The organism is Amycolatopsis sp. cg5, from assembly GCF_041346955.1.
Lineage (GTDB): Bacteria > Actinomycetota > Actinomycetes > Mycobacteriales > Pseudonocardiaceae > Amycolatopsis.
Window position 1 is genome coordinate 4,937,490 of record NZ_CP166849.1, and the last position, 23,189, is coordinate 4,960,678.

A 23,189-nucleotide genomic window follows, 5' to 3' on the forward strand; every position below is an offset into this window, starting at 1 on the left:
TTCGGCCGCCACGATCTCGTCCCATTCCGGCGCGGTCCCGTGTGGACTCGACGGTTGATCTTCAAATGACTTCGCGGCGAGCCCCGGCGCGAGAATGGCGTCAAGCCGTTGAAGAACAGGTGTTGTCTGGCATGGCAACGGTTCGCTCACCGAATCCAGTGAAAAATAACCACCCGAATACCCGCGCGATCGTGAATTCACCCCGCACCTCACTTTCGCTCGGGCACTCGTTGTCTAATGAAGAGGCCGCCACCTCACTCCTGATACAAACGATTTCCCCATGGACATCGGCAGCATGCTCACCGCGGCCGCGGCCGACGACCAGGCCGCGTGGAACGCGCTCGTGGCCAGGTTCGAGAGCCTGGTCTGGTCGATCGCCCGCGGCTACCGGCTCAGCGGCGCCGACGCGGACGACGCCGTGCAGATGACCTGGCTGCGCCTGGTCGAGAACATCGACCGGATAGCCGAGCCGGACCGCCTGGCGGCGTGGCTCGCGACCACGGCCAAGCGCGAATGCCTCCAGCTGATCAGGAAAACGAGCCGGGCACCACTGACCACCGACCTGCCGCCCGACCACCAGGACCCCGCGCCGCTGCCCGACCACGCCTTGCTGCGGCAAGAGCACGACGCGGCGCTGTGGGCCGCCGTCGCCGAACTCGGCGAGCGGTGCCGGCAGCTGCTCCGCGTCCTCATGGCCGTTCCGCCACCCGCGTACGCCGAGGTCGCCGCGGCGCTGGACATGCGGATCGGCTCCATCGGGCCGACCCGGCGCCGATGCCTGGAGCAGCTGCGCACGATCGCCGAGGACGACGCACTACTGCGGGAGCGAGGCCGATGAGCACCGACGACGAGCTGATGGCCGACCTGCGCCGGATCGCGGCCGAGACCGACCCGGTGCCGCGCCACGTCAGCGAACGCGCCCGCGCCGCGCTGGCCACCCGCTCGGCCGACGCGGAACTGGCCGCGCTGCTGCTCGACTCCACGCTCCGGCCCGACCTCGTACGCGGCACCGACGATGTCCGGCTGCTCTCGTTCGAGTCCGCCACCGTCTCGGTCGAGCTGCAGGTGACGGCCCATCGCCGTGGCCACACGGTGGTGGGACTGCTCGTCGGCGCCGCGGGCGAGGTCGTGGCCGACTCCGCGGGCACGCGGCGGTCGACCACGACCGGCCCGGACGGCTGGTTCACGTTCGCGGACCTGCCATCCGGGCCGACCAGGCTGCACGTGCTGGCCGAGGACGGCACGAACACCGTCACCAGCTGGACGTCGCTCTGAACGCGGCTACGGCAGGACTTTCAGTTCGAGGCCGCCTGCCGTGTCCACCACGACCTGGTGCTGGCCGTAGAGGGTTTTCCAAGCAAGCCTGGCGTTCTTCTCGTCGGTGGCCGTCATGTGATTCGCGATCTTCGCCGCGACGATCGGCGTCGAGAAGGATGTGCCACTCCAACGCGCCATGCCGTCGAACTGCACCCTGACATCCTGATCGAGACCGGTCACGCAGGTGCAGCCGTCGTAGATCGGCTCCGCGTAATAGAAACAGCGCGGGCGGTCCGAATCGGGCCGATAGGTGATCGGCTCATGATAAATGTACGACCCTTTCGGAAACGCGTTGACGAGCCGTTCCCCCTCGTCGTAGACGGACACGTAGTCGCCGAAGTTGCTGAAGCAGGCGCGACCTTTCCCGCTTTGCCGCAGCGCGCCGACGGCCACCACGAATGACCGAGACCGTCATTACCGGCCGCCGCGACCAGCAATGTCTGGCAGTCCTGGTCGCTCAACGCCTCGACGACCTCCCGCATCGCCTGTGGTGGCTCCCCGTTCAGGGTGGTGCACCCGGCGGACAGGCTGATGATGGCCGGTGCGGGGCGTTCGTCGAGCGCGCCCAGTATCGCGTCGCGGACCTGGTCTTCGAACATGGTCCCGGCCCACCTGAACACATTGTCGACGTCGAGCTTCAGCTCGGGCGCGACACAGCGCAGGATGCCCGCGATGAACGTGCCATGGCCCGCGTCCAGCCTGATGCCGTAGGGCGCCTCGATGTTGTTCGGATACCCGCTGACATGACCGCCTTCCAGCCACGGATGCGCCAGCTCGTAGCCGGGGAACAGCCCGGTGTCGATCACCTTGACGAAGACGTCTTTCCCGCCGTGACTGCCCTGCCGCCACCGGGGCAGCGGCGGCCGTTTCGACGGGATCGGCTCGTCGGCGGGGCACATGTTCACCCCGCAGATGGTCATCAGGTTGTTCAGCCAGACACCACCGTTCAGCGGGGACTTGAGGTCCCGGACCGCCGCACAGGCGTTTCCGTTGATCTTCACCAGTTTCGACACGCCCGCCCTGGCCTGCCCGCCCGTCACCACCTCCGCGCCGAGAGCCCGCAGATCGGGGTGGTCCATCGGGACGTCGTCCCGCACCAGAATGTGCTCGTCCTGCCAGATCACCTCGGCGGGAAGGCGGTCGTCCTTGGGCAGCCGATCGAGCTTGACGCCCTCCGGCAAAGCGGCCAAGACACTCTTGTACTGGGCGACGGGCAGCTCCCGTGGCCCGTTTCCGATCGGCTGATAATCGTCGCATGGGTCATTCATTGGAATGTCTCCCTCCCTAGGACAGCTGACATCGTCAGCGTGATGCTCGCGGTGCCCGATCTGATACATCGGCGGATGGAATTGCCCCCGAAGTCCGTCTAGCCTTGCCTCGTGGCGACAGGGTCATCCGGCGATCTGCTCCGCCTGGTCTTCGCGCGCCCGCGGGAAGCGGCCAGGCTCGCGCGCCAGGTGCTCGCCGGGGAACCGTCCCCTTATGACGCCTCGATCGCGCATCAGGCACTCGGGGTGGTGCAACGGGATTTTGGCGACCTGTCAACGGCCGTCACCCATTTGCGGCGTGCGCTGAAGCTCGCCGAACAGTCCGGTTCGGTCGAGCGGCAGTCCGACGTGCGCGCCACGCTCGGCATCGCGATCGTCCACACTGGACAGACGAGGGCCGGGCTCGCGGTGCTCGACCGGGCGGTCGCGGACGCCGAAGGGGTGCCGGCCGCCAGGGTCCGGTTCCGGCGCGGTGCCGCCTTGTGGGTGCTGGGGCGGCATGACGACGCGCTGGCCGATCTGCGGGTCGCGGTTCCGCTGCTGCGCAAGGCGGGTGACACCATCTGGACGGCGCGGGCGCTGACGTTGCGGGGGCATGTCGAACTCGGGCTGGGGGCCGTGCAGCGCGCCGATGCCGACTTCGAGCACGCCGATCGGCTGTTCGCGAACACCGATCAGGACCACGATTCGGCGGTCGCGGTGCAGAACCGGGGACTGGCCGCGTTCCGGGCCGGTGACCTGCCGTCCGCGTTGACCCGCCTCGACGAGGCGAACCGGCGGTTCCGGCTGCTGGGCACGCCGATGCCCGAGCTGATCGCCGACCGGTGCGCGGTGCTGCTCGCCGCGGGCCTGCCGCACGAAGCCCTGCTCGAAGCCGACCGCGAACTCGCGGAAATGGCCCGCCGCAACGGCCAGGCGACACGCAGAGCCGAGCTCCTGCTCATCGCGGGCCACGCCGCGCTGGCGGCGGGCGACCCGGCCACCGCGCTCGACCGTGCGACCGAAGCGGTTGCGTTGTTCACAGCGCAGCGGCGCGCGTGGTGGCGCCACCACGCGCGCCTTCTTCTCCTGCGAGCCCGCTTCGCGGTCTCAGGCCACTCCCCCGAGCTACTCGCCGAAGCAGCAGAGACCGCTAGGCGGCTTACCAAGCTCAACGCACCCGACGTCCTCCAAGCGCACCTTCTCGCAGGCAGGACAGCTCTCGCGCTCGACCGGCACCGCGCATCGACGGCGCATCTGCGAGCCGCGGCGAACGCCAGGCACCGGGGAGCCGCGCTGTCCAGGGTCGACGGCTGGCTCGCTGTCGCGCTGCTCGCCGCGTCCACCGGCGACACCCGCCGCACGCTCGCCGCGAGCGGACGCGGCCTCGACCTGCTCGACGAACACCGGCTCACCCTCGGCGCGCCGGAGCTGCGGGCCAGAGCGACCGCGCAGGGCCTCGAACTCGCCGAACTCGCCCAGCGCGCCTGCCTGCGCGGTGGCCGCGCGCGCCGGCTGCTCTGGTGGAGCGAACGGTGGCGCGCCACGGCGTGCGCGGTGCCGTCGGTGCGGCCGCCGGCGGACGCCGAGGTCCAGCGTGATCTCGTCGCGTTGCGCGAGCTGACCAGCCGCATCGACCAGGCACGGGCGACCGGCACCCCCACCGCCCGGCTGATCCAGCGGACCGAGCGGCTGGAACGCCGGATCCAGGACAGGGTCAGGAGAATCCCGGGTACCGCCACCACGGGGCCGCGCGCCCGGCTCGACGTCACGGCCCTGCTCGACGCGCTCGGCGAAACCCGGCTCTTCGAGATCGTCGCCGTCGACGGGCGGCTGCACGTCCTCGTCTGCGGCGACGGCCGCGTCCGCCGCATCCCCACCGGAACCGTGGCCGCCGCCACCGCCGGTGTGGAGTCCGCCCGCTGGGTGCTGCGCAGGCTCGCCTACGGACCCGGCGCCGGGCGCGGGCTGTTCGACCGGCTCCGCGCGGCGGGCGAATCCTTGCAGGAGACCTTGTTCGGCACGGCGGCGGAGCTGATCGGCGACGGCCCGGCCGTCATCGTCCCGCCGGGCAGGCTCCAAGCCGTGCCGTGGGCGATGCTGCCGTGTCTCACCGGCGTGGCGCACAGCGTCGCGCCGTCCGCGACCGCCTGGCTCAACGCCAAACTGGCCGTCCGCCCGGAGCGGGAGAAGGTGGTGCTGGTCGGCGGACCGGGCCTCGCGAGCCGCGCCGCGGAACTGTCCACCTTGACCGGGCTCTACGAAGCGCAGGTCCTCCGAGACGGCGCGGCGACACCCGCCCGCGTGCTCGAAGCGCTCGACGGCAGCTCACTCGCGCATGTCGCCGCGCACGGGCGGTTCCGCGCGGACAGCCCGCTGTTCTCCTCGATCCGCCTCGACGAGGGATCGGTCACCGGCTACGACTTCGAACGCCTGCGCCGCGCGCCGTTCCGGGTCGTGCTGTCCAGCTGCGACTCGGGCAGCCTCCAGCCGGTCGGCGCGGACGAGCTGCTCGGGCTGGCGACCGCGTTGCTTCCACTCGGGACGGCGGGGATCGTGGCCAGCCTCGTCCAGGTCAACGACGAGGCGACCGTCCCGCTCATGCTGAGCCTGCACGACGGCCTCCGCCGCGGCGGGACCATGGCCGAATCGCTGGCCGAGGCCAGGAACGAGGCCAAGGACGACCCGGTGTGCCAGGCGACCGCGTGGTCCTTCGTCGCGCTGGGCGCCGCCTGAGCCATTGGGTGCAATCCCCACGCCCCCGGTGACGGGACCCCTCCCACACTCGCGTGACTAGCCTGCCCCGCGACACACGGGAAGGGTTGCGCATGCTGCTGGGACAACGGAAAAGGTGGCAGCTCGCGGCCGCGGCCTGCCTGCTCGCCGCGGGCTGCTCGGCCACCACGCCGGGCAAGCCGGAGGCACCGCCGCCGCCTCCGGCCACCCGCGCCCTGGTCACCTGGGCCGAGCTGATGTGCTCGACCACCGACGGACTCGACAAGGTGCGCGCGGACGGCACGACCGCCGACTACACGTCCGGCGTCAACGCCCAGTTCTACGTGCAACGGACGGCCACCTCGATCGAGAACGGCAAGAAGACACTAAAAAACTTGGAACCGTCGAAAATCGCGGAGGCCGACGCGTACGTCGCCGCGCTGCTCAAGACCCTCGACGCTCTCCCGCTCCCGTCGAGCGACAGCATGACGACACAGAACCTGCCCGACGATCAGCAGATCGCGCAGGCCAAACAGGTCGCGGCCATCGTCGGCCCGCTCGGCAAGCCCAAGGCGGACCTGACGGAAATGGTCGGGAAGACACCGGCTTTGCTCACGTCGTACAACCTCGCGCCCTCGTGCGCGGGCCCGCCCGGCACTCCGCAGCGGGCGCTGGTCGGGTGGGCGAACACGATGTGCGCGAGCGTCAAGGCGGTCGACGGGCTTCGCGTCGACCAGCCGATCAGCGACGACCCACGGTTCGCGCAGTTCTTGAACGTCGAACTCGCCCATGCCATCGGGGACGCCACGACCAAAGTCGACTCGGTCGCGCAGCCACTCGCGGCGCTCGCCCCGACCGGCATCGCCGAGGCGGACGCGTTCAAGACCGAGCTGGTGACCGCGCTCGAGGCGGCCAAGGGTCAGCTGCCGAAGACCACCATGATGACCGGCCACGACATGCCGATCGCCGAGCTCAAGAACCAGGTCGCGAAGGCGAGCGACGTGCTCGACTCGGTGAAGCCGAAAGCGCAAGGCCTCCCCGCGCTCGCCGCACGCCTCCCACAGCTCACCCCTTCGTACGATCTCGCCCCGCTCTGCACGCCACTGAACGCTCCCCCGCCGACCCCGAAACCCCTGCCGGCCGCGCGCAACGGCACCGACGTCAAGGCTTGCGAAAGCGGGAACTGCCAGGTTCTGGTCACCGGAACGGTCGAGTTCTCGGTGAGCGGGCGCAAGCTCAAGGTCGTCGTGAGCGATCAGGGCGTGGCCATCTCCGATGACATCAGCCTGCTCCATCTCGGCGATGGCGGCGAAGGCTCCTCCGGCAACGCGGGCAAGATGGCCCACTTCCACATCGCCGGGTTCGTGCCACCGTCGGCCGTCCTCGACATCTCGACCACGGCTTAGCCCCAAGGGAACGCTGGTGTCGCGCCCAGGGCTCGCGCTGACGGCGGGGTTCGCATGTATGAAGGCTCCCTTCATCCAGTTCGGCCCGTATGAGGGGAGCCTTCATACAGGCCCCCAGCGGCTTCGGCAGCGAAGGTGACGGCCGGTGTCCTGAGTGGACAGTTGATGGGTGCCGAGGAATGCCTCGGGTGGTGCATGGGTCGGCGGGCTGGAGTGAGGGCCTCCCTCACCCGGCCGCAGGCGGTCAGGGCCTCCCTCACCCGACATTTCGGGTCAAGGAGGCCCTCACCCGGCGGATTCGGGTGAGGGAGGCCCTGACCAAACCGGCGACTACGCGACGAGCGCCATGGGGGTCGTGAGTGTTTAGACCGGTTAGAACCGGCCGGAACACTCACGACCCCGGTCCTCAGGCGACCAGTACCGCCCCGCCGCTCAGCGGGCTCGACGCCGTCGCAGCGCCGGTCCACTCGGACGAGAACAGCAGCTTTTCCCCGTCATAGAGCGAAACCGAAGCCGCGCCGTGCGTACCGAGGAACCCGCCGGAGGCGGTGACGCGCAGCGTCAGCCCGGAGCCGACCACGCGCGAGCCCTCCTTCAGCGTGGCCTTGGCGCGCAGGTCGAGCGAGCTCGACTGCAGCGACGCCTTGGCGCCAAAGGATTCGAACGCGGACGCGAGCACCTGGTACCGCTTGCCACCGGACTGGAACGTGACCGTGCCCAGGCCGCTCGTCTTGGCGTTGGCGTGCGCCAGCACCAGGGACAGGTCGATCTTCGACCCGGCCGCCGCCGGGTACGTGCCCGCCGACTTCGACGCGCGCAGGCTGCCGGCGACGATCGCCCCGGTCGTCCGCGAACGGTCCAGGTCGACCGAAGCCGCGGCCGTGCCCGCGTAGTTGCCGCCGACGGTGACCGTCACCGGCTGCGAACCCGGCGGAAGCTGCGCGGAGCAGCTACCCGACCCGGACGTGGCGTCCGTGCCGAGCAGTGCCAGCGGCGCCGAGCACAGCGCCTGGCCACCGGCCGAGAAGGTGACCGTCCCGGAACGGACGTCGCCGGGGCTGGTGTCGGTGTTGTCCTGCACGGTCGCGCGGAACAGCACCGCGCTGCCGTACACCAGCGCGTCGCCGGTGTACGTCGCGACGGCGTCCTCCGGCTTCACCTGAATGACGAACGCGGACTTGCCGACCAGGCCGGAATCATCCTTGACCGCCACGGAAACCGGGTAGGAACCCGGCGCCGCCGTGACGGTGCCCGAGATCGTCCAGGCACCGGCTCCGTTGTCCACAAGGGACAGTCCGGCAGGCAGTCCGGTCGCGGTCGCGGTGAGACCCGCGGCGGGGCTGTCCGGGTCCGCGGCCGTGACCGGCAGCGAAAGCGCGTCGCTGTACTGCACCGACGAGTCGCCGGGCACCGTCACGCGGGGCGAGGCCTGGATGGTGAAGTCGGCGTCGCTCAGGTCGAAGAACACGTTGCCGACCGCCTCGATCTTGACGCGTGCCTTCGTGGTGGCCACGTCCGGGATCGCCAGCGTCTCGCTGCCGTCGTTCGGCGTGCTCTCGGCCAGCACGTGCGGGAAGGTCAGGCCGCCGTCGGTCGACAGCGAGATCTTCACGTTGGCCGCGTCGACCGGCGCCACGTTGGTGCCGGCGACGTCCCAGGTGATCGGCTGCGCCGAACCACCGGGGAAGGTGCCGCCGGTGGCCTGCGAGGTCACCAGGAACGGACCAGCGGTGGACGCCAGCTTCAGCGCCGTGTCGGCGGTGCCGATGCCACCGCCGCCCGGCCGGTAGTCACGCGCGGTCAGCCGGAAATGCAGCGTCCGGTCCCCGGTGAACCCGGTCCAGTCCGCGGTCGGCAGGAACTCGGAGTAGCAGTCCACCAGCGTGGCGGGCACCACGGCGGGCGGCGCCGGAGCGGCCGGGCAGGCGCCGGTCTTGGCGTTGGTGTTGCCCGCGGCGATCTGCGCGTAGTCGGGGAAGACGCGCGTGGTCTCGCCGTTCACCGCGTTCTCGCCCGGCGAGTAGTACTTGAGTGTGTCCTCGGCGGTCACGATCGCCGCGGTGCCGAACTGGCGGAACAGCGGACCGGCGGTCTTGGTGTTGTTCACCAATGCCGTGCCGGCCGCGGCGCCGCGGTCGTTCTGCTCCCACAGGTACTTGAGCATGTCACCGTCGGCGTCGGTCGCGCTGCCGTTCAACGCGAACGGGGTGCGGACCGGGATCGTGTACGACGGCGAGACGGTGACGACCGGCGCGTGGTTCGCCGTGTCCTCGACCTTGAACCCGGTGTTCTCCTGCGGGCCGCCGTCGACGGTCTCACCGGCGAAACCGCTGGTGCCGGTGCCCGCCACGATCAGCGAAGCGACGTCGATCCCGGCGAGCGCGCCACCGAAGGTCACCTGGAACCCGGTGTCGTTGAGCGCGCCGCCACCGAAACCGGAGACGCTGACGGTCGCGCCGGCGGGCCAGCCCTGGGTGCCTTCGATCGCGGCCTTGATGCCGGCCGCCGTGTAGTTCGTGCCCCGGACGATCGCCGCCGAAGTCTGGCCGCCATAGGAAAGGGTGAACGAGTCCGTGCCGTCGAACCCGGTCAGCGAGACGTTCTGCACCTCGCTGATCGACGGCCGCGTGGTCGAGGTGAACGTCGAGATCTCGGTGAAGCTGCGCTGCGACCAGTACGGGTCGCTGTGCGGCTGCAGGTTGTCCTGCTGGCAGATCCCGGCGTAGGCCATGATCGAGGAACCGCTGCCCGGCTCGTAGGAGTTGGCGGGACTGCGGTTGGCGCCCGAGCAATTCACCTGCGTGCCGTTGAAGGTGTGGTTGCCTGCGAACTGGTGGCCGACCTCGTGCGCCACGTAGTCGACGGCGTAGAAATCACCGACCGGCGTCGGCAAGCCCGTGCAGCCACGCGCCTTCGAAGCGCCGCCGACGACACCGAGTCCCGCGACACCGCCGCCGTTCACGCCGAGGCCGATGTGCCCGACGTCGTACGCGCTCGCGCCGACCAGCTGGCCGAGCACGATCTGGTTGCGGCTGAGCAGGTTGCCGGTGCAGCCCGCGATCTGCGCGGCCGTGTAACAGGCCGCCGCGCCACACGGACCGTTCGGCCCGGTCGCCGCCTCGGTCGTGTTCAGATTGGTCTTGTCGGTGTCGTTGATGAGCAACAGCCGGATGGCCGTCTCGTCTTCGTAGATCTGCGCGACCCGGTTCACCAGCGTGACCTTGGCGGCGGTGACGTTCTCCGCGCCGAAGTAGGTCGCGTACGACGGGTCGGTCACCAGCGCCAGCCGGTAAGTGCGCAGTTTGACGAGCGGACCGGCGTCGGCGGGCAGGATGTCCTGGACGAGCTCGTCGATTTCCTCGTGCTCGACCAGCGGCCCCGCGCCCTGGTTGGACAGATCGTGGCCGTAGTAGCTGGCGTACAGGCTCTGGTCACGCTTGTAGTACGGGTCGACGAACCAGGAACCCTTGGCCGAGCGCACCGAGGCGTGGAACCCCAGCGGCGTCAGGTCGGCGCGGACGGTCGCGGTCGGGTCGTCGATGCCCTTGCCGGAGTAGGTCTTGATCTCCGGGTGCTTGGCGGCGAGGCCGCTCTCCATCACCGGCGTGTCGGCCAGCGAGAACCGCTGCACCGTCCCTTCCGGCGTCGGCAGCAGCACCTCTTCACCGGGCTGCGCGGCGACCCGCTGCAGTCCCGAGGTCATCATCGGCCGGTCGAGGCTGAACCCGGCGAACCGTTCGGTCCTGATCTCGGGTTCTTTGGACTGCTTGGCCGATCGCGCGGCCGCGCCCGGCTCGACCTTGGTCCACGGGCTGGCCGGTCCGGCCGGTGCCGCGGCGCCCGCGGTGGGCAGCAGCGCGACCACCAGCCCGGCGACCGCCAGCGTGGCCAGGGTTCTGCCACGCGACAACGAGGATCTTCCCAACGTCAAAACTCCTCCTACAACGCCCGGCGACGGGCAGCGGGATCTCCAGAGCCCGGCCTTCCCCACAAGACCGGGTGAAATTCCCATCCTCGCCACAAAACGGGCGCGCCAGAACTGACGAAAGTAGGTCGGATCAGCCGAGATCGTCGATCTTGCGCCGCAGCACTGCGCGTTCGCGTTCGTTGCCGCAGAGCCCCATGGCCGCCTCCAGCTCCACACGGGCCTCGTCGACCCGGCCGAGGCGGGTCAGCAGCTCGCCTCGCACGGTCGGCAGCAGATGCGTGTTCGGCAACGCCTCGGCGGCGACGAGCTTGTCCACCAACGGCAAAGCGGCCTCTGGCCCGTTCGCCATCGAGACCGCGACCGCGCGGTTCAGCTCGATCACGGGCGACGGCATGAGCTTCCCCAGCCCTTCGTACAGGAGCACCACACGCTCCCAACTGGTCTCGTCGACCGACGGCGCGATGGCATGACACTCGGCGATCGCGGCTTGCAGGCCATACGCGCCAAAGCCCCGGCCCGCCTTCTCGGCGCGTGCCAGCGCCGCGCGTCCACGCAGGATCGCCGAGCGGTCCCAGCGGCTGCGGTCCTGCTGTTCGAGCAAGACCGGCTCACCGTCGGGCCCGGTGCGCGCCGGGAACCGCGCCGCCGTCAGCTCGAGCAACGCCAGCAGCCCGTGCACCTCGGGTTCGTCCGGGACCAAACGAGCCAGCACGCGCGCGAGCCGCTGCGCCTCGCCCGCGAGGTCGAACCGGATCAGGTCGCCGCCGGAACTGGCCGACGAACCCTCCGTGAAGATCACGTAGATCGCACTGAGCACCGACCCGAGCCGCTCGGCACGCTGCTCGGCCGCGGGCACCTCGAACGCGACACCCGCCGCGCCGAGCGTCTTCTTCGCGCGGGTGATCCTCGCCTGCACGGTCGCGGTCGGCACGAGGAACGCCTTCGCGATCTCGTCGCTGGTCAGACCGCCGACCACGCGCAAGGTCAACGCCACCCTGGCCTCGCGCGAGAGCACGGGGTGACACGAGATGAACATCAGCGCGAGCACGTCGTCGTCGATCTGGTCCGGGTCCCATGCGGCGTCGTCGGCCGGATCGTCGGGCACGCTGGTCATGAGGGCACCGCCCTCGCCCAGGTCGTGGGCGAGGGCGGTGTACCGCTCATCGAGAGCCGAGCGCCTGCGGAACGCGTCGATCGCGCGGCGCTTGCCGACGGTGAGCAGCCAGCCAGCCGGTTTGTTCGGGACGCCTTCGCGTGGCCAGGTCACGAGTGCTTCGGCCAGCGCCTCCTGGGCGATGTCCTCCGCCAGCGCGAAATCGCCGGTGTAGCGCGCGAGCGCGCCGACGATCCGCGCCGACTCGATCCGCCAGATGGCGGCGACTGCCTCACGGCCGGTCGGCTCGGCCACCGCGTCCCCCCTGCCTCAGAGCTGGCCGGTGGCCTCGCGCCACGCCCGCTCCTTCTTGATCCACTCGTTGTCCTGGGGGAACTCGTCGATCGAGGTGATCCGCCTGATCTCCGCCTTGCTGCCGGCGCCCGCCATCGGCGCGCGCTTGGCCCACTCGACGGCCTCCTCCTTCGAGGCCACGTTGATCACCCAGAAGCCACCGAAGAGTTCCTTGGTCTCACCGTACGGGCCGTCGGTGACGACCGGCGTCTCGCCCGAGTAATCGACGACGACCGTGTTCGACGGGTCCTCGAACCCCTCGGCCGAGACGAGCACGCCCGCCCTGATCATCTCGTCGTTGAACTTGCCCATCGCGTTCATGATCTCGGTGAAGTCGATGTTCTGGAACTCTTCGAACGTCTCATCGGTGGCCCGCATGATCAGCATGTACTTCATGGTCGTGTCTCCCTGATGTGTCGGACCCCGTCTGCCGGGACCCTCTCACCCCAAGGTCGAACGGGCAACGCCGCCGATCGACACCCGCCGGAAATTTTTTCTATCATCGGCGGCTCTGGGGGTACGGGATGCACCGTTTCATCGCTTCGACCAGGGTGGTCACCAGCTTCGGCTACTTTTTGACCATCCCCTTGCTGGGCTCGATCGCACTGCAAGCGGGCGCCATGGCGCCTGCCGAGGTCGGCTTGCTCATCGCCGTCCACACGCTCTGCCGCCGGACGTTCGCCGTGCCGGTCGGCCTGCTCTGCGACCGCTGGGCGCCCGAGCGCGTGCTGGTCGCCGGGCTGCTGCTGGAGGCGGCCGGTTACCTGGTGCTGGCCTCGTCGATGTCGTTCCCGCTGTGGCTGGTCGCGGTGACCGTCGACGGCATCGGCGGGCTCGCCTACAACGCGGGCAGCAAGGTGGTGCTCGCCGACGCCGCCACCGCGTCGGCCTCCGCCGGGTTCTACGTGGCCACGAACGTCGGCGCGTTCCTCGGCCCGCTCGTCGCCGCCGGGCTCTCCGCCGCCGGAGCGCCGCGCGCGGTGTTCGCGATCTCGGCGGTGCTCTACGCGGGCAGCGCCGTGGCCGCGGTCGTGCGGTTCCGCCGGGCGCGGCGACCGCCCGCGAAGGTCACCTCGCTCTGGCGGCAGGCGCTCGCCCCGCTGGCCGACCGCGGGTTCGCCGGGTACTGCCTGCTGACCGTCCCGCTGTGGTTCGGGATGTCGCTGCTCGTCGCGGCGCTGCCGCTGGAAGCCGCGAGCCGCGGGCTCGGCTACCTCGAAGTCGGCCTGATCAACGCGCTCAACGCGCTCGTGGTCGTGCTGCTCGGCAAGCGCGTCGGCCGCCAGACGGACGAGCACACCCTGCCGCAGCGCGCGGGGACGCTCGTCGTCTCCGCTGTTTTGATGGCGGCCGGCTGCGCGCTGTGCATCGCGGAGCCGTATTGGACGTTATACACCGGGATGGCGCTGCTCACCGCGGGCGAACTCGCGTTGTTCGCGGCCGCCGAAGTGATCGCCGTGCAGCTCGCGCCCGCCGGGGCGACCGGCGTATACCTTGGCTACATGACCACCGCGTGGGCCATCGGCGGCGCGGCGGCGGGCTTGCTGGCCGGCGCGTTGCTCGACGGCTCGGCGGCGGGCAGGCTGGGGTTCTGGCTGTCGGCGTCGCTCGTGCTCTTCGCCGACGCGGCCGGATATGTGCTGCTGCGGCACCGGGTGTCCCGGCCTCAGCTCGTGGCCTGAGGGGGCGGGTGTGCATCTGGTGCTGGTCGGTGCCTGGCCGGAGCTGGCGAACCGGCTCGTCGGGCTCCCGGCGCGGGTTTCGTTGCTGCAACTGGGCCCCGATGATCGCGAGGCCGGCTGGGTCTACCGGTACGTGCACGTCGACTACACCGATGTGGCCGCGGCGGTCGAAGCGGCGACCCGGATCCACTCGATCGATCCCGTCGATGTCGTCGTCGGTGTGCGGCACTACGCCCTGCCCGCGCTGGCGGCGATCGCGTCCGCGCTCGACGTCCGGTCGGTGCCGGGTCCGGTGAGTTCGCTCGGTTTCGACAAAGCGAGTGTACGCGAGCAGCTCGCCGCGACCGCGACGCGGCCGGTCCGTTTCCGGCTCTGCTCCGACCAAGACGCCGTCGAAGTTTTCGCGCGGGAACTCGGCTTTCAGGCCGTGGTCAAACCGCCGATCGGCGTTGCGAAAGCAGGCGTGCACGTGATCGACGGCCCGGCGGACGTCCCGCTCGCCTGGCGGCACGCGTCGGCGGCCGCGAATGGGCCGGTACTGGTCGAGGAACGGTTGCACGGCCCCGAATTCAGCGTCGAGGTGCGCTCGGTGGACGGCACCCACGAGGTGCTCGCGGTGACCGAGAAGGACTGCTCCGGGCCACCCCATTTCCTCGAACTCGGCCACACGGTCCCGGCCAGGATCGACACGAGCGCGCTGGAGATCGAGGCGATCCGCGCCGTCGAGGCGATCGGTCACCGGACCGGGCCGTCGCACGTCGAGTTCGTCTTCACCGACGACGGCCCGGCGGTCACCGAGATCAACCGGCGCATGGGCGGCGACCGCATCTTCGAGCTGCTCGTGCTCGCGACCGGGCGCGATCCCATGCGCGAGACCCTGCTCGACGCGCTCGGCGAACCGCACGAGCACCGGGAAATCCCCAGGCGCGGCGCGGCGATCCGGTTCCTCACCGCGCCGTTCACCGGACGGGCGCCCGAACTGCCCGGCGATCTCGCGCTGCCACCCGAGGTCGTCCGCGTCCACTACACCCCGGGCGCCGAGATCCGCCCGGCGACGACGAACGACGAGCGGATCGGGTACGTCATCGCGGTCGCCGAGAACGCCGAAAAAGCCGCGCACGCGGCCGAAATCGCGCGTGCCGAGCTCTTGGAGCGGCTTGTCAAGGTGGCGGATCCACCACCTTGTCCGTCCCCGCGAACGCTGCCACAGTCAGGCTAAACCGGCCTAGATCTGGGGAGTTCCTCATGACGACGATCAAGCAGCTCACCGAAGAACGCCGCGCCAGCACCGAAACCGCCGTCTGCACCGGCGTGTTCGAGATCGGCGACCGCAAGGTGGCCCGCGTCCGGCTCACCACCGGCTCCGAGGTGACCGTCTACCTGCCCGCGGGCGCCGAGGTCCCCGAGATCTCCGCCGAGGTCGAGATCGAGCCGCAACGCACCACCGGGGACCACCACCCGGCCAGGACCGCGTTCGCCTGCGGTGACCACCACCCGGCGAAAGTCGACATCGCCGCGAAGGTGACTGCGGCCTGACCCGCCCATGACGGCCAAACGAACCGTTTCGCTGGTCACGCTGGGCTGCGGGCGCAACGAGGTCGACTCGGAGGAACTGGCGGGCAGGCTGGACGCCGCGGGCTGGCAGCTCGCGCCCGCGGGGTCCGAGGCCGACGTCGTGGTCGTCAACACCTGCGGGTTCATCGAAGCCGCGAAGAAGGAGTCGATCGACACGGTGCTCGCGGCCTCCGGCTCGGGCGCGAAGGTGGTCGCCGTCGGCTGCATGGCCGAGCGGTACGGCGCCGAACTCGCGGCCGCGCTGCCGGAAGCCAACGCGGTGCTCTCGTTCGACGACTATCCCGAGATCGGCGAACGGCTCGAAGATGTCCTCAAAGGACAGACGAAGACCGCGCACACGCCACGGGACCGCCGCACGCTGCTGCCGATCACCCCGGTCGAGCGCCAGGCCGCGCAAACCGCGCACGTGCCCGGCCACCAGGGTCCGGCGAGCGGGCCGCGGGTGCTCCGGCACCGGCTCGGCGGCGGCCCGATCGCCCCGGTCAAGCTGGCTTCGGGCTGCGACCGGCGGTGCACGTTCTGCGCGATCCCGGCGTTCCGCAGCGCGTTCACCTCACGTCAGCCCGACGACGTCGTCGCGGAGACCGAATGGCTCGCCGGACACGGCGTCCGCGAGGTCATCCTGGTCAGCGAGAACACCACGTCCTACGGCAAGGATCTCGGCGACCTCGGCGCGCTCGAGAAGCTGCTCCCCCGGCTCGCGGGCGTGGTCGACCGCATCAGGGTCAGCTACCTCCAGCCGGCGGAACTGCGGCCGCCGCTGATCGAGGCGCTGGCCGGGACACCCGGTGTGGCACCGTATTTCGACCTGTCGTTCCAGCACGCCAGCGGCACGGTGCTCCGGCGCATGCGCCGGTTCGGTGACCGCGAACGGTTCCTCGATCTGGTGGGCCGCGTCCGCGACCTGGCACCGGAGGCCGGCATCCGGTCCAACTTCATCGTCGGCTTCCCCGGCGAGACCGACGAAGAGTTCGCGGAACTGGAACGCTTCGTCGGCGAGGCACGCCTCGACGCGATCGGCGTCTTCGGCTACTCGGACGAGGAAGGCACCGAAGCGGCCGGGTTCGAGCACAAACTCGACGCGTCGGTCATCTCCGAACGCGCGACCAGGCTCGCACTGCTCGCCGACGAGGTCTCCTCCCAGCGCGCCGAAGACCGCGTCGGCTCGCTCGTCGAGGTCATCGTCGGCGAGGACGGCACCGGCTGGGCGGCGCACCAGGCACCCGACGTCGACGGCACGGTCACCATCACCGGCGACAAGCCCGCCATGGGCGACCTGATCACGGCCAAGGTCGTCGGCTCCCAAGGCGTCGACCTCATCGCCGACCCGATCTAGAACCCGGGATAAAGCGGGCTAAACTCCCGGGGATAAAGCGGGCTTTATCCCCGGGAGTTTAGCGGGCTTTATCCCGGGGCTCAGTGGAAGAGCAGGTCGTTCGGGGTGGCCATGCGGTGGGTGGCGCCGTGCTTGGCGACCCAGTCGCGGACGGCCGCGATCGACTGCGAGCACTGCCAGCCGTCGTTGTACTCGGTCACCTGGTTCTTGGCCCACCCGGCGATGATGCCGTTGACACCGGCCTCACCCAGCAGCTTGTCGACGTACCAGGGATCGTTGTAGTCCGTGGTCCACGAGAAGGTCGCCCCGAGCGAACCCGAGTTCCGCGCGCCCGCGGCCTTCTTCAGCTCCGCGCAGGTGTAGTAGGTGGGCTCGGTGCAGTTGCCGAACCCCTTCGTGATGTCCGAATCGCCGTAGTCCATCGCCCGGCGGCCGTTCGGCAGTCCCGAGCCGTGCTGCGCGTAGGTGTTCTGCACCGACGCGAGCGAGCCCGTGGTGGTGATGCCTTCGAGCCTGCCGAGCTTGCCCTGCAGGCTTTGCCACCCGCGCCCGCCCACGTCCGGCGTGCCGCCGCCGTGGTACTCGTAGAAGCCGTAGAGCACCTGGATGCCCGCGGCCGTCAGCTTCTGCGCCTGGTCATGGAGCCCGGCGACACTGCACGCCCGGTTGGGCGCTTCCCCGCAGTAGTTCGGATCCTTGATGTCCAGCCACACCAGCGAAAGCCGCCGCCCCGCCCGCGCCTGGGCCGCGATCAGGTCGAACATGCTCGCCACGCTCGGCCCGTGCCGCGTGTCCCCCGCCGACGAGCAGTCGTGCCACGCCCGCCACTCGTTCGGGTTCCACCAGGAGCAGACGTCGATCTCGATGGCGTTGGCACCATGCTTGATCGCGGCCAGCACCCCGTCGGTGGTGTCCACCCGGTGCGCGATGGCGTAAATCGGCCGCTGCCCCGCCGCATTCGCCGCTGTCGCACCGACAACCCCGGCACCCGCCATCACGAAAAGCACAGCCACAATCGCGCTCACCACGCGATGTTTTCGATATCCCATGTGGCGATTGTGTTCGTCAACGGGCAACACCAGCCGGTTCCGGCGCCGACTCTGCCCCCGCGCGGCGAAACACTGTCCCTAGAGACAAAGTCCGCCGCGCCGAAGCAACCTCAGCCGGACTCGGTGCTCACGTCATCAAATAGAGCACGGTCGCCTTGTCACCCTTGCTCATCGCCTGGCGCCGCGCGTCGTTCGCCAGCTCGACGCCGGTCAGCGTGATTTCGAGCGACGCCGCCGTGTAGCGCATGATCGACTCGTTGTCGAAGTCGCCGTGTCCCTCGTAGTTGACGTGGTTCCGCTTCCACTGCTCCTCAGGAATGCTGCCCTTGGTGAACCTCGTCTTGTACGGGTAGTCCGGGTGGAAGTTCTCGTGCCCCATGCCCACGCAGTGGCCCATCTCGTGGTGCACGGTCATCCCGCCGGTGTCTTCCTTGTACTGGATGACCTGGCGGCCGCCCTGCTTGCCGATCGCCGAGTTGCAGTTCCCGGTGACCAGGTCGAACACCGCGTAGTCCGCTTCACCCGACCGCGGCTGGAAGACCTCCTTGCCGATGAAGTCGTTGAACTCCTTGACTTTCTGGTCAAGCCATTTGGCCGCGACCGAGCCTGCCGCGACACTCGTGTGGTACTCGTACGGGATGTGATCGCTCCAGCGTCCCGCGTTCTTCTTGATGACACCCATCAGCGCGCTCCTTCTCTCCCCATGACCGAGAGCTGCCGGTTCAGGGGAACGATGTAAGCACGCGCCGAGCACGCGCGGCCACGAATTCCACTCTATCGGCCCAAAAGTCCATTGTGGACGATGGCGCACGGCCGAAATGCCGCACCCGAAGGGAGTATCACGTTCCGAGCGCCGCGCGGCAGACTTCCACCGGGTCGGCGACAGCCGCCGCCGAGGCGGCGGCGAGCGCGGCGGCCGCCGCGAAACCCGGGTCGCCCAGCACCCGGCTCACCGCGGCGCGCAGAGTGTCCACTGTGGATGGCCGGACGAGCACGCCACTGCCGTGCCTGGCGACCCGGTTGGCCATTTCCCACTGGTCGCCGCCGCCGGGAACGAGCACCGCCGGGACCTTGGCCAGCAACGCCTTCGCGAGCAGCCCGTGCCCTCCCCCGCACACCACGACCGCCGCCTCGCGCAGCAGCTCGTCCTGCCTGCCCTGACCCGCCCGCGCCCAGTCCGGCAACTCGGGCGCCGGGCCGAACGTCGACACCACCGCGCGAACACCCATGCCCCGCAACGCGTCCAGCGCCACTTCGGCCAGCCCGGCGGCTCCGGAAGCCACGGTCGACGGCGCGATCACCACCAGCGGCCCGTCACCGGGCGGCGGCGCCAGGCGACGCCGGGACGCCTCCCACAGCAGGGGTCCGACGATGTGCGCGTTCGACGGCCAGTCCGGGCGCGGCACCTCCAGCGCGGGCAACGTCGCGATCAGCCGCACCAGCGGCCCCGGACCGCGCGACGCGAGCCCGATGCCGCGCCTGGCACGGGCGCGCTGCTCGTCACCGCGCCGGATCGACCTCGCCGCCGCCGCGCGCAACGCCGCGTCGCGCAGTTTCCCGCCGACCCCGACGCCCGCGGCCAGCCCGGTGCCGATCGGCGGCAGCCCTCGCGACGGTTCGTACAGCGGATGCGGCGAGAGCTGCGCCCACAGCACCCCGGCCAGCTCGGCGGCCATCCCGCCGCCTTGCGCGATGACGTCGCAGACCACCAGGTCCGGTTCGAGCCCGGTCAGGAGCGGCGCGAGCGACGGCGCCAGCATCGCGGCCCGGTCGTGCAGCGCGCGGCCGAGATCGAGGTCGCGGCCGGGCGCGAGCCCGTTCAGCCGGAGCACGCCGATGCCCAGGTCCGCGGCGGCGTCGACCCACGGATCGACCGTGCACAACGTCGGCTCGTCGCCCGCTTCGAGGAACCGCAGGCACAACGCGATCGCCGGGAACACATGACCGGGATCGGCACCGGCGACCACTGCCACTCGCACACGGGCACACTTCCACAGCACCGCCGATACTGCCGTACAGTGGGGTTACTAACAAGAAGAAACTAATGGAAGTGGCCCATGCCTGAGAACGCTCTGCGCGTCGACATCTGGTCCGACGTCATCTGCCCCTGGTGCTTCATCGGCAAGCGCCGCCTGGAGACCGCGCTCGGCCGTTTCGAGCACGACGTCGAGCTCCACTGGCACAGCTTCCAGCTTGACCCGGCGCACGAAAAGGGCCACCGGGTCCCGGTGCGGGAGATGCTCGCGGCCAAGTTCGGCGCGCCGCCCGCGCAGGTCGACGGCATGCAGCGGCAGGTCACCGACCTGGCCGCCGCCGAGGGCCTGACCTATCACCTCGACCGCGCCATCGCGGTCAACACGCTCGACGCGCACCGCCTCGGCCACCTCGCCGCCGAGCACGGCCTTGGCGACCGGATGCACGAACGGCTGCTCAAGGCGCACCTGTCCGATGGCGAGGTCATCGACGATCCCGACACGCTCGTCCGGCTCGGCGCCGAGGTCGGCGTGCCCGCGGCCGAGGCCGCCGATGTCCTGCGTGGCACCAAGTACGCGGCCGAGGTCCAGGCCGACATCGACCAGGCCAAGCGCCTCGGCATCACCGGCGTCCCGTTCTTCGTGCTGAACGGCACCCACGGCGTCTCGGGCGCGCAGTCCGCCGAGACGTTCCTGGCCGCGCTGGAGCAGGCACGCTGAAGTCCGCGCGTCCGTCGGGCCCGGCCGCCGGGTCCGGCGACGAGTGGCGGATGAAATCCCGGCCGGGCACGGCGAAAATCGGACCGGTACCCGATGCCTTGGAGGACCGATGACCTACGCGTTCGACCCGGAGATCGCCGCAGCCATCCCGATGCTGCCCCACTCCGACCTCAGCGATCTGCCGGGCACGCGCGAGCGCCTCAAAGGACTCCTCGCCGAAATGCAGGGCTCGCTCGACACCACCGGGGTCAGCGTCCGCGACCAGCTGATACCCGGTCCCGAGGGCGCGCCGGACGTCCCCGTCCGGATCTACGTCCCCGAGCGGCGCACCGCGCCCGCCGCGATCCTCGACGTGCACGGCGGCGGTTTCATGGTCGGTGACCTGGACTTCGACCACGCGGCGAACCTCCAGTTCGCGAGGGAACTCGGCGTCGTGGTCGTGTCCGTCGACTACCGGCTCTCCCCGGAGACGCCGTTCCCCGGCGGGCTCGAAGACTGCTACGCGGCGCTGGTCTGGACCGCCAAGAACGCCGCCGAACTCGGCATCGACCCGGCCCGGCTCGCGATCCACGGCATCAGCGCGGGCGGCGGGCTCTGCGCGGCGCTCGCGCTGCTGGCCCGCGACCGCGGCGGCCCGGCGATCGCGTTCCAGTACCTCGGCGTGCCCGAGATCGACGACCGCCTCGACACGCCGAGCATGCGCGCGTTCGTCGACACGCCCATGTGGAGCAGCCCGCGCGCGGAGGTCAGCTGGGACTGCTATCTCGGCGCCGGCGTCCGCGGCGGCGCGGGCGTCCCGGTGTACGCCGCGCCCGCGCGGGCGACCGACCTCACGGGCCTGCCGCCCGCGTACATCTCCGCGATGCAGTTCGACCCGCTGCGCGATGAAGGCATCGCGTACGCGCAGGCGTTGCTCGCGGCGGGTGTCACCACCGAGCTGCACCTGTTCCCGGGCACCTTCCACGGTTCCTCGCTGGTCCAGCACGCCGCGGTCAGCAAGCGCGAGGTCGCCGAGGCCATCGCGGTGCTCGGTCGGGCGCTCGGCGTGAGCTAGCCGCGCTGCGCGAGGCGGCGGGCGAGCAGCGCGAGCCGGGCACGGAACCGGTCGCCCGGCTCGTCCAGCCGCCAGCCCAGCGCTTCTTCGACGTGCGCGAGCCTCGTCGCCACCGAGCTGTGGTGGCGGTGCAACGCCAGCGCCGCCTGCCGCAGCGAACCCGTGCGGCAGAACGCTTCCAGCGTCGCGACGTCGGCCGCTCCGGTCGGCGTCGCGGCCAGCGCGTCGAGCGCGCGCACGTCTTCCTGCGCCCGCAGGCGCGCGACCGGGATCTCCGCGAGCAACGTCAGCGACCCGAGATCGCTGTGCACGACGACCGGCTCGACACCCGCGACCGCGAACCGTTCGGCCAGTTTGGCCTGCACCCACGAGCGCCGGACCTCGAGTGCGGGCACGGCGTCGCCGACGCCGACCCGGATCGGGCCCGCGGTGCTGCGCTCGCGCGCCCGGTCGTCGAGCGCGGCACGCAGCGACTCGATCACCGTGTCCGCGCGCGGCTGGGAAAGCACGGCCGCGACGCCACCGATCACGGCCACCTGCGGCCTGGCCGGCTGCCCGCCGCGCGCCAGCAGCCCGACGGCGGCCGCGCCGGGGTCGCCGCCGCCGGTGGACCCGACCGCGACCACCCGCACCGGCCGCGTGGCGTCGAGCCCGAGCAGCACCAGCGCCCGCGCCCGGTCCTCGGGCGCGGCCCGCTCACCGAGCAGCAGCTCGACCAGCGCGGGATCGGCCAGATGCGGCGGCGGCGTGACCCGCTCCGCCCTGGCGAGCAGCCGCGCCGCGATCGCGAACCGTTCCAGCACGAGATCGTCGAGCGGGCCCGCGGGCCCCGGCCGTTCCAGCCAGACCCGGCCTGCCGGTTCCCCCAGCTCGGCCGACGCCGGCTCGGCGACCGCGGCGCCGGCGGGCTCGCCGTCCGGGCCGAACCGCAGCGGCGCGCCGCCGTCCCGGTCGAGCCCGGCGACGCATTCCGCCAGCGACGCCGCCGCGCGCACGAGATCGGGCAGCCGTCCGTGCCTGGCCACCAGCTCGTCGAAGTAGGCGATGACCCTGACCGCGGCTTCGGCGTCCGCGTCCACAGCGGACAGTCGGAGAAGCAGGCCTTTCATCTGCCCAGGCTACTTCTTCACGCGGTAGCGCAGGTGCGTGACGCCGGTGCCCTGGACCACCGTGTGCGGGCCCTCGAACCGCACCGGCGCACTGCCGAGCTCGGCGAACAGCGGCTTGCCCGCACCCAGCACGACCGGCACCAGTTCGACGCCGACCTCGTCGAGCAGCCCGGCTTCGAGGCACTGCCTGGCCATCTGGCCGCCGTTGACGATGACGTTCTTCTCGCCTGCCAGCTCACGCGCCTTCGCGACCGCGGCCTCGATGCCGCCGGTGACGAAGACGAGGTTCTCGTCGTCCTCCGGCCGGTCGGCGGGACGCTCGTGGGTGAGCACGACCGTGGTCACGCCCAGCGGGTGCCGCCCGCCCCACGCCTTGGTCATGTCGTAGAGGTACCGCCCGACGATCAGCGCGCCGACGCTCGCGTACTCGGCCTTCACCAGCTCGGCGCTCGCGGCCGAGACCCGCGACGCCGGCACGCTCGGGCTGTCGGACGGGATCTCGACGTCACCGTTGCCGTACCACTGGAACAGCAGGTCGAAGCCGCTTTCTTCGGGACCGGCGATGAAGCCGTCGAGTGACATGGTGGCCCCGGCGATGACCTTGCTCATCTGAAATCTCCCTCGTTCTTCG

General features: G+C 70.6%; 18 protein-coding genes and 1 pseudogene. 10 read left to right on the plus strand and 9 right to left on the minus strand.

Annotation, left to right across the window (positions count from 1 at the left end):
- Positions 1-280: 280 nt before the first annotated feature.
- Positions 281-838: a sigma-70 family RNA polymerase sigma factor gene (locus tag AB5J62_RS22170; protein ID WP_370941818.1), complete on the plus strand. Its 558-nt coding sequence runs from the start codon at positions 281-283 to the stop codon at positions 836-838.
- On the plus strand, positions 835-1,275 hold the full coding sequence (locus tag AB5J62_RS22175; protein ID WP_370941819.1) for a carboxypeptidase-like regulatory domain-containing protein: 441 nt from the start codon (positions 835-837) through the stop codon (positions 1,273-1,275). The genes AB5J62_RS22170 and AB5J62_RS22175 overlap by 4 nt, the downstream gene beginning before the upstream one ends.
- Positions 1,276-1,281: 6 nt before the next feature.
- Here the strand turns inward: AB5J62_RS22175 and AB5J62_RS22180 are convergent.
- Positions 1,282-2,654, minus strand: a pseudogene (locus AB5J62_RS22180) (S8 family serine peptidase).
- A gap of 42 nt (positions 2,655-2,696) precedes the next feature.
- Here AB5J62_RS22180 and AB5J62_RS22185 point away from each other — a divergent pair.
- A complete protein-coding gene (locus AB5J62_RS22185) occupies positions 2,697-5,300 on the plus strand; it encodes a CHAT domain-containing protein (RefSeq protein WP_370941820.1) in 2,604 nt (867 codons plus the stop codon).
- A 92-nt stretch (positions 5,301-5,392) separates the two neighbouring features.
- A complete protein-coding gene (locus tag AB5J62_RS22190) occupies positions 5,393-6,685 on the plus strand; it encodes a hypothetical protein (protein WP_370941821.1) in 1,293 nt (430 codons plus the stop codon).
- 406 nt (positions 6,686-7,091) lie between these two features.
- On the opposite strand, the gene AB5J62_RS22195 is transcribed toward AB5J62_RS22190, so the two are convergent.
- The 3 genes from AB5J62_RS22195 to AB5J62_RS22205 all read right to left on the minus strand — a co-directional run bounded on the left by AB5J62_RS22195 (position 7,092) and on the right by AB5J62_RS22205 (position 12,456).
- Positions 7,092-10,616 (minus strand): M12 family metallo-peptidase, encoded by a 3,525-nt coding sequence (locus tag AB5J62_RS22195; RefSeq protein ID WP_370941822.1) that lies wholly within the window; start codon positions 10,614-10,616, stop codon positions 7,092-7,094.
- 127 nt (positions 10,617-10,743) lie between these two features.
- The gene (locus AB5J62_RS22200) at positions 10,744-12,021 is read right to left on the minus strand and encodes an RNA polymerase sigma factor (protein WP_370941823.1); all 1,278 of its coding nucleotides are present in this window, start codon (positions 12,019-12,021) and stop codon (positions 10,744-10,746) included.
- Between the two features lie 15 nt (positions 12,022-12,036).
- Positions 12,037-12,456 carry a YciI family protein gene (locus AB5J62_RS22205; protein ID WP_370941824.1) on the minus strand — a complete coding sequence of 140 codons (420 nt, stop codon included), beginning with the start codon at positions 12,454-12,456 and terminating at the stop codon, positions 12,037-12,039.
- Between the two features lie 128 nt (positions 12,457-12,584).
- On the opposite strand from AB5J62_RS22205, the gene AB5J62_RS22210 reads away from it, so the two are divergent.
- Genes AB5J62_RS22210 through rimO form a run of 4 tightly spaced genes read left to right on the plus strand, consistent with a single transcriptional unit; the run spans position 12,585 to position 16,653 of the window.
- Positions 12,585-13,742 carry an MFS transporter gene (locus tag AB5J62_RS22210; protein ID WP_370941825.1) on the plus strand — a complete coding sequence of 386 codons (1,158 nt, stop codon included), beginning with the start codon at positions 12,585-12,587 and terminating at the stop codon, positions 13,740-13,742.
- Between the two features lie 10 nt (positions 13,743-13,752).
- Positions 13,753-14,961, plus strand: coding sequence for an ATP-grasp domain-containing protein (locus tag AB5J62_RS22215; protein ID WP_370941826.1), 1,209 nt, complete (start codon positions 13,753-13,755; stop codon positions 14,959-14,961).
- A 26-nt stretch (positions 14,962-14,987) separates the two neighbouring features.
- Positions 14,988-15,278 (plus strand): hypothetical protein, encoded by a 291-nt coding sequence (locus tag AB5J62_RS22220; protein WP_370941827.1) that lies wholly within the window; start codon positions 14,988-14,990, stop codon positions 15,276-15,278.
- Positions 15,279-15,285: 7 nt separating this feature from the next.
- The gene (rimO, locus tag AB5J62_RS22225; RefSeq protein ID WP_370941828.1) at positions 15,286-16,653 is read left to right on the plus strand and encodes a 30S ribosomal protein S12 methylthiotransferase RimO; all 1,368 of its coding nucleotides are present in this window, start codon (positions 15,286-15,288) and stop codon (positions 16,651-16,653) included.
- Between the two features lie 80 nt (positions 16,654-16,733).
- Here rimO and AB5J62_RS22230 read toward each other — a convergent pair whose 3' ends face one another.
- From AB5J62_RS22230 to AB5J62_RS22240, 3 genes are all read right to left on the minus strand, one after another.
- A complete protein-coding gene (locus AB5J62_RS22230) occupies positions 16,734-17,678 on the minus strand; it encodes a hypothetical protein (protein WP_370941829.1) in 945 nt (314 codons plus the stop codon).
- 151 nt (positions 17,679-17,829) lie between these two features.
- On the minus strand, positions 17,830-18,384 hold the full coding sequence (locus tag AB5J62_RS22235) for a M12 family metallopeptidase (protein ID WP_370941830.1): 555 nt from the start codon (positions 18,382-18,384) through the stop codon (positions 17,830-17,832).
- 157 nt (positions 18,385-18,541) lie between these two features.
- Positions 18,542-19,681: a glycosyltransferase gene (locus AB5J62_RS22240; RefSeq protein WP_370941831.1), complete on the minus strand. Its 1,140-nt coding sequence runs from the start codon at positions 19,679-19,681 to the stop codon at positions 18,542-18,544.
- 78 nt (positions 19,682-19,759) lie between these two features.
- On the opposite strand from AB5J62_RS22240, the gene AB5J62_RS22245 reads away from it, so the two are divergent.
- Both AB5J62_RS22245 and AB5J62_RS22250 read left to right on the plus strand, forming a co-directional pair.
- The gene (locus AB5J62_RS22245) at positions 19,760-20,395 is read left to right on the plus strand and encodes a DsbA family protein (protein WP_370941832.1); all 636 of its coding nucleotides are present in this window, start codon (positions 19,760-19,762) and stop codon (positions 20,393-20,395) included.
- A gap of 109 nt (positions 20,396-20,504) precedes the next feature.
- Positions 20,505-21,449, plus strand: coding sequence for an alpha/beta hydrolase (locus tag AB5J62_RS22250; protein ID WP_370941833.1), 945 nt, complete (start codon positions 20,505-20,507; stop codon positions 21,447-21,449).
- On the opposite strand, the gene AB5J62_RS22255 is transcribed toward AB5J62_RS22250, so the two are convergent.
- Positions 21,446-22,558: a PucR family transcriptional regulator gene (locus AB5J62_RS22255; RefSeq protein WP_370941834.1), complete on the minus strand. Its 1,113-nt coding sequence runs from the start codon at positions 22,556-22,558 to the stop codon at positions 21,446-21,448. The genes AB5J62_RS22250 and AB5J62_RS22255 overlap by 4 nt on opposite strands.
- A 9-nt stretch (positions 22,559-22,567) precedes the next feature.
- Positions 22,568-23,167, minus strand: a complete 600-nt coding sequence (locus AB5J62_RS22260) for a dihydrofolate reductase family protein (RefSeq protein ID WP_370941835.1) — start codon at positions 23,165-23,167, stop codon at positions 22,568-22,570.
- Positions 23,168-23,189: the final 22 nt, after the last annotated feature.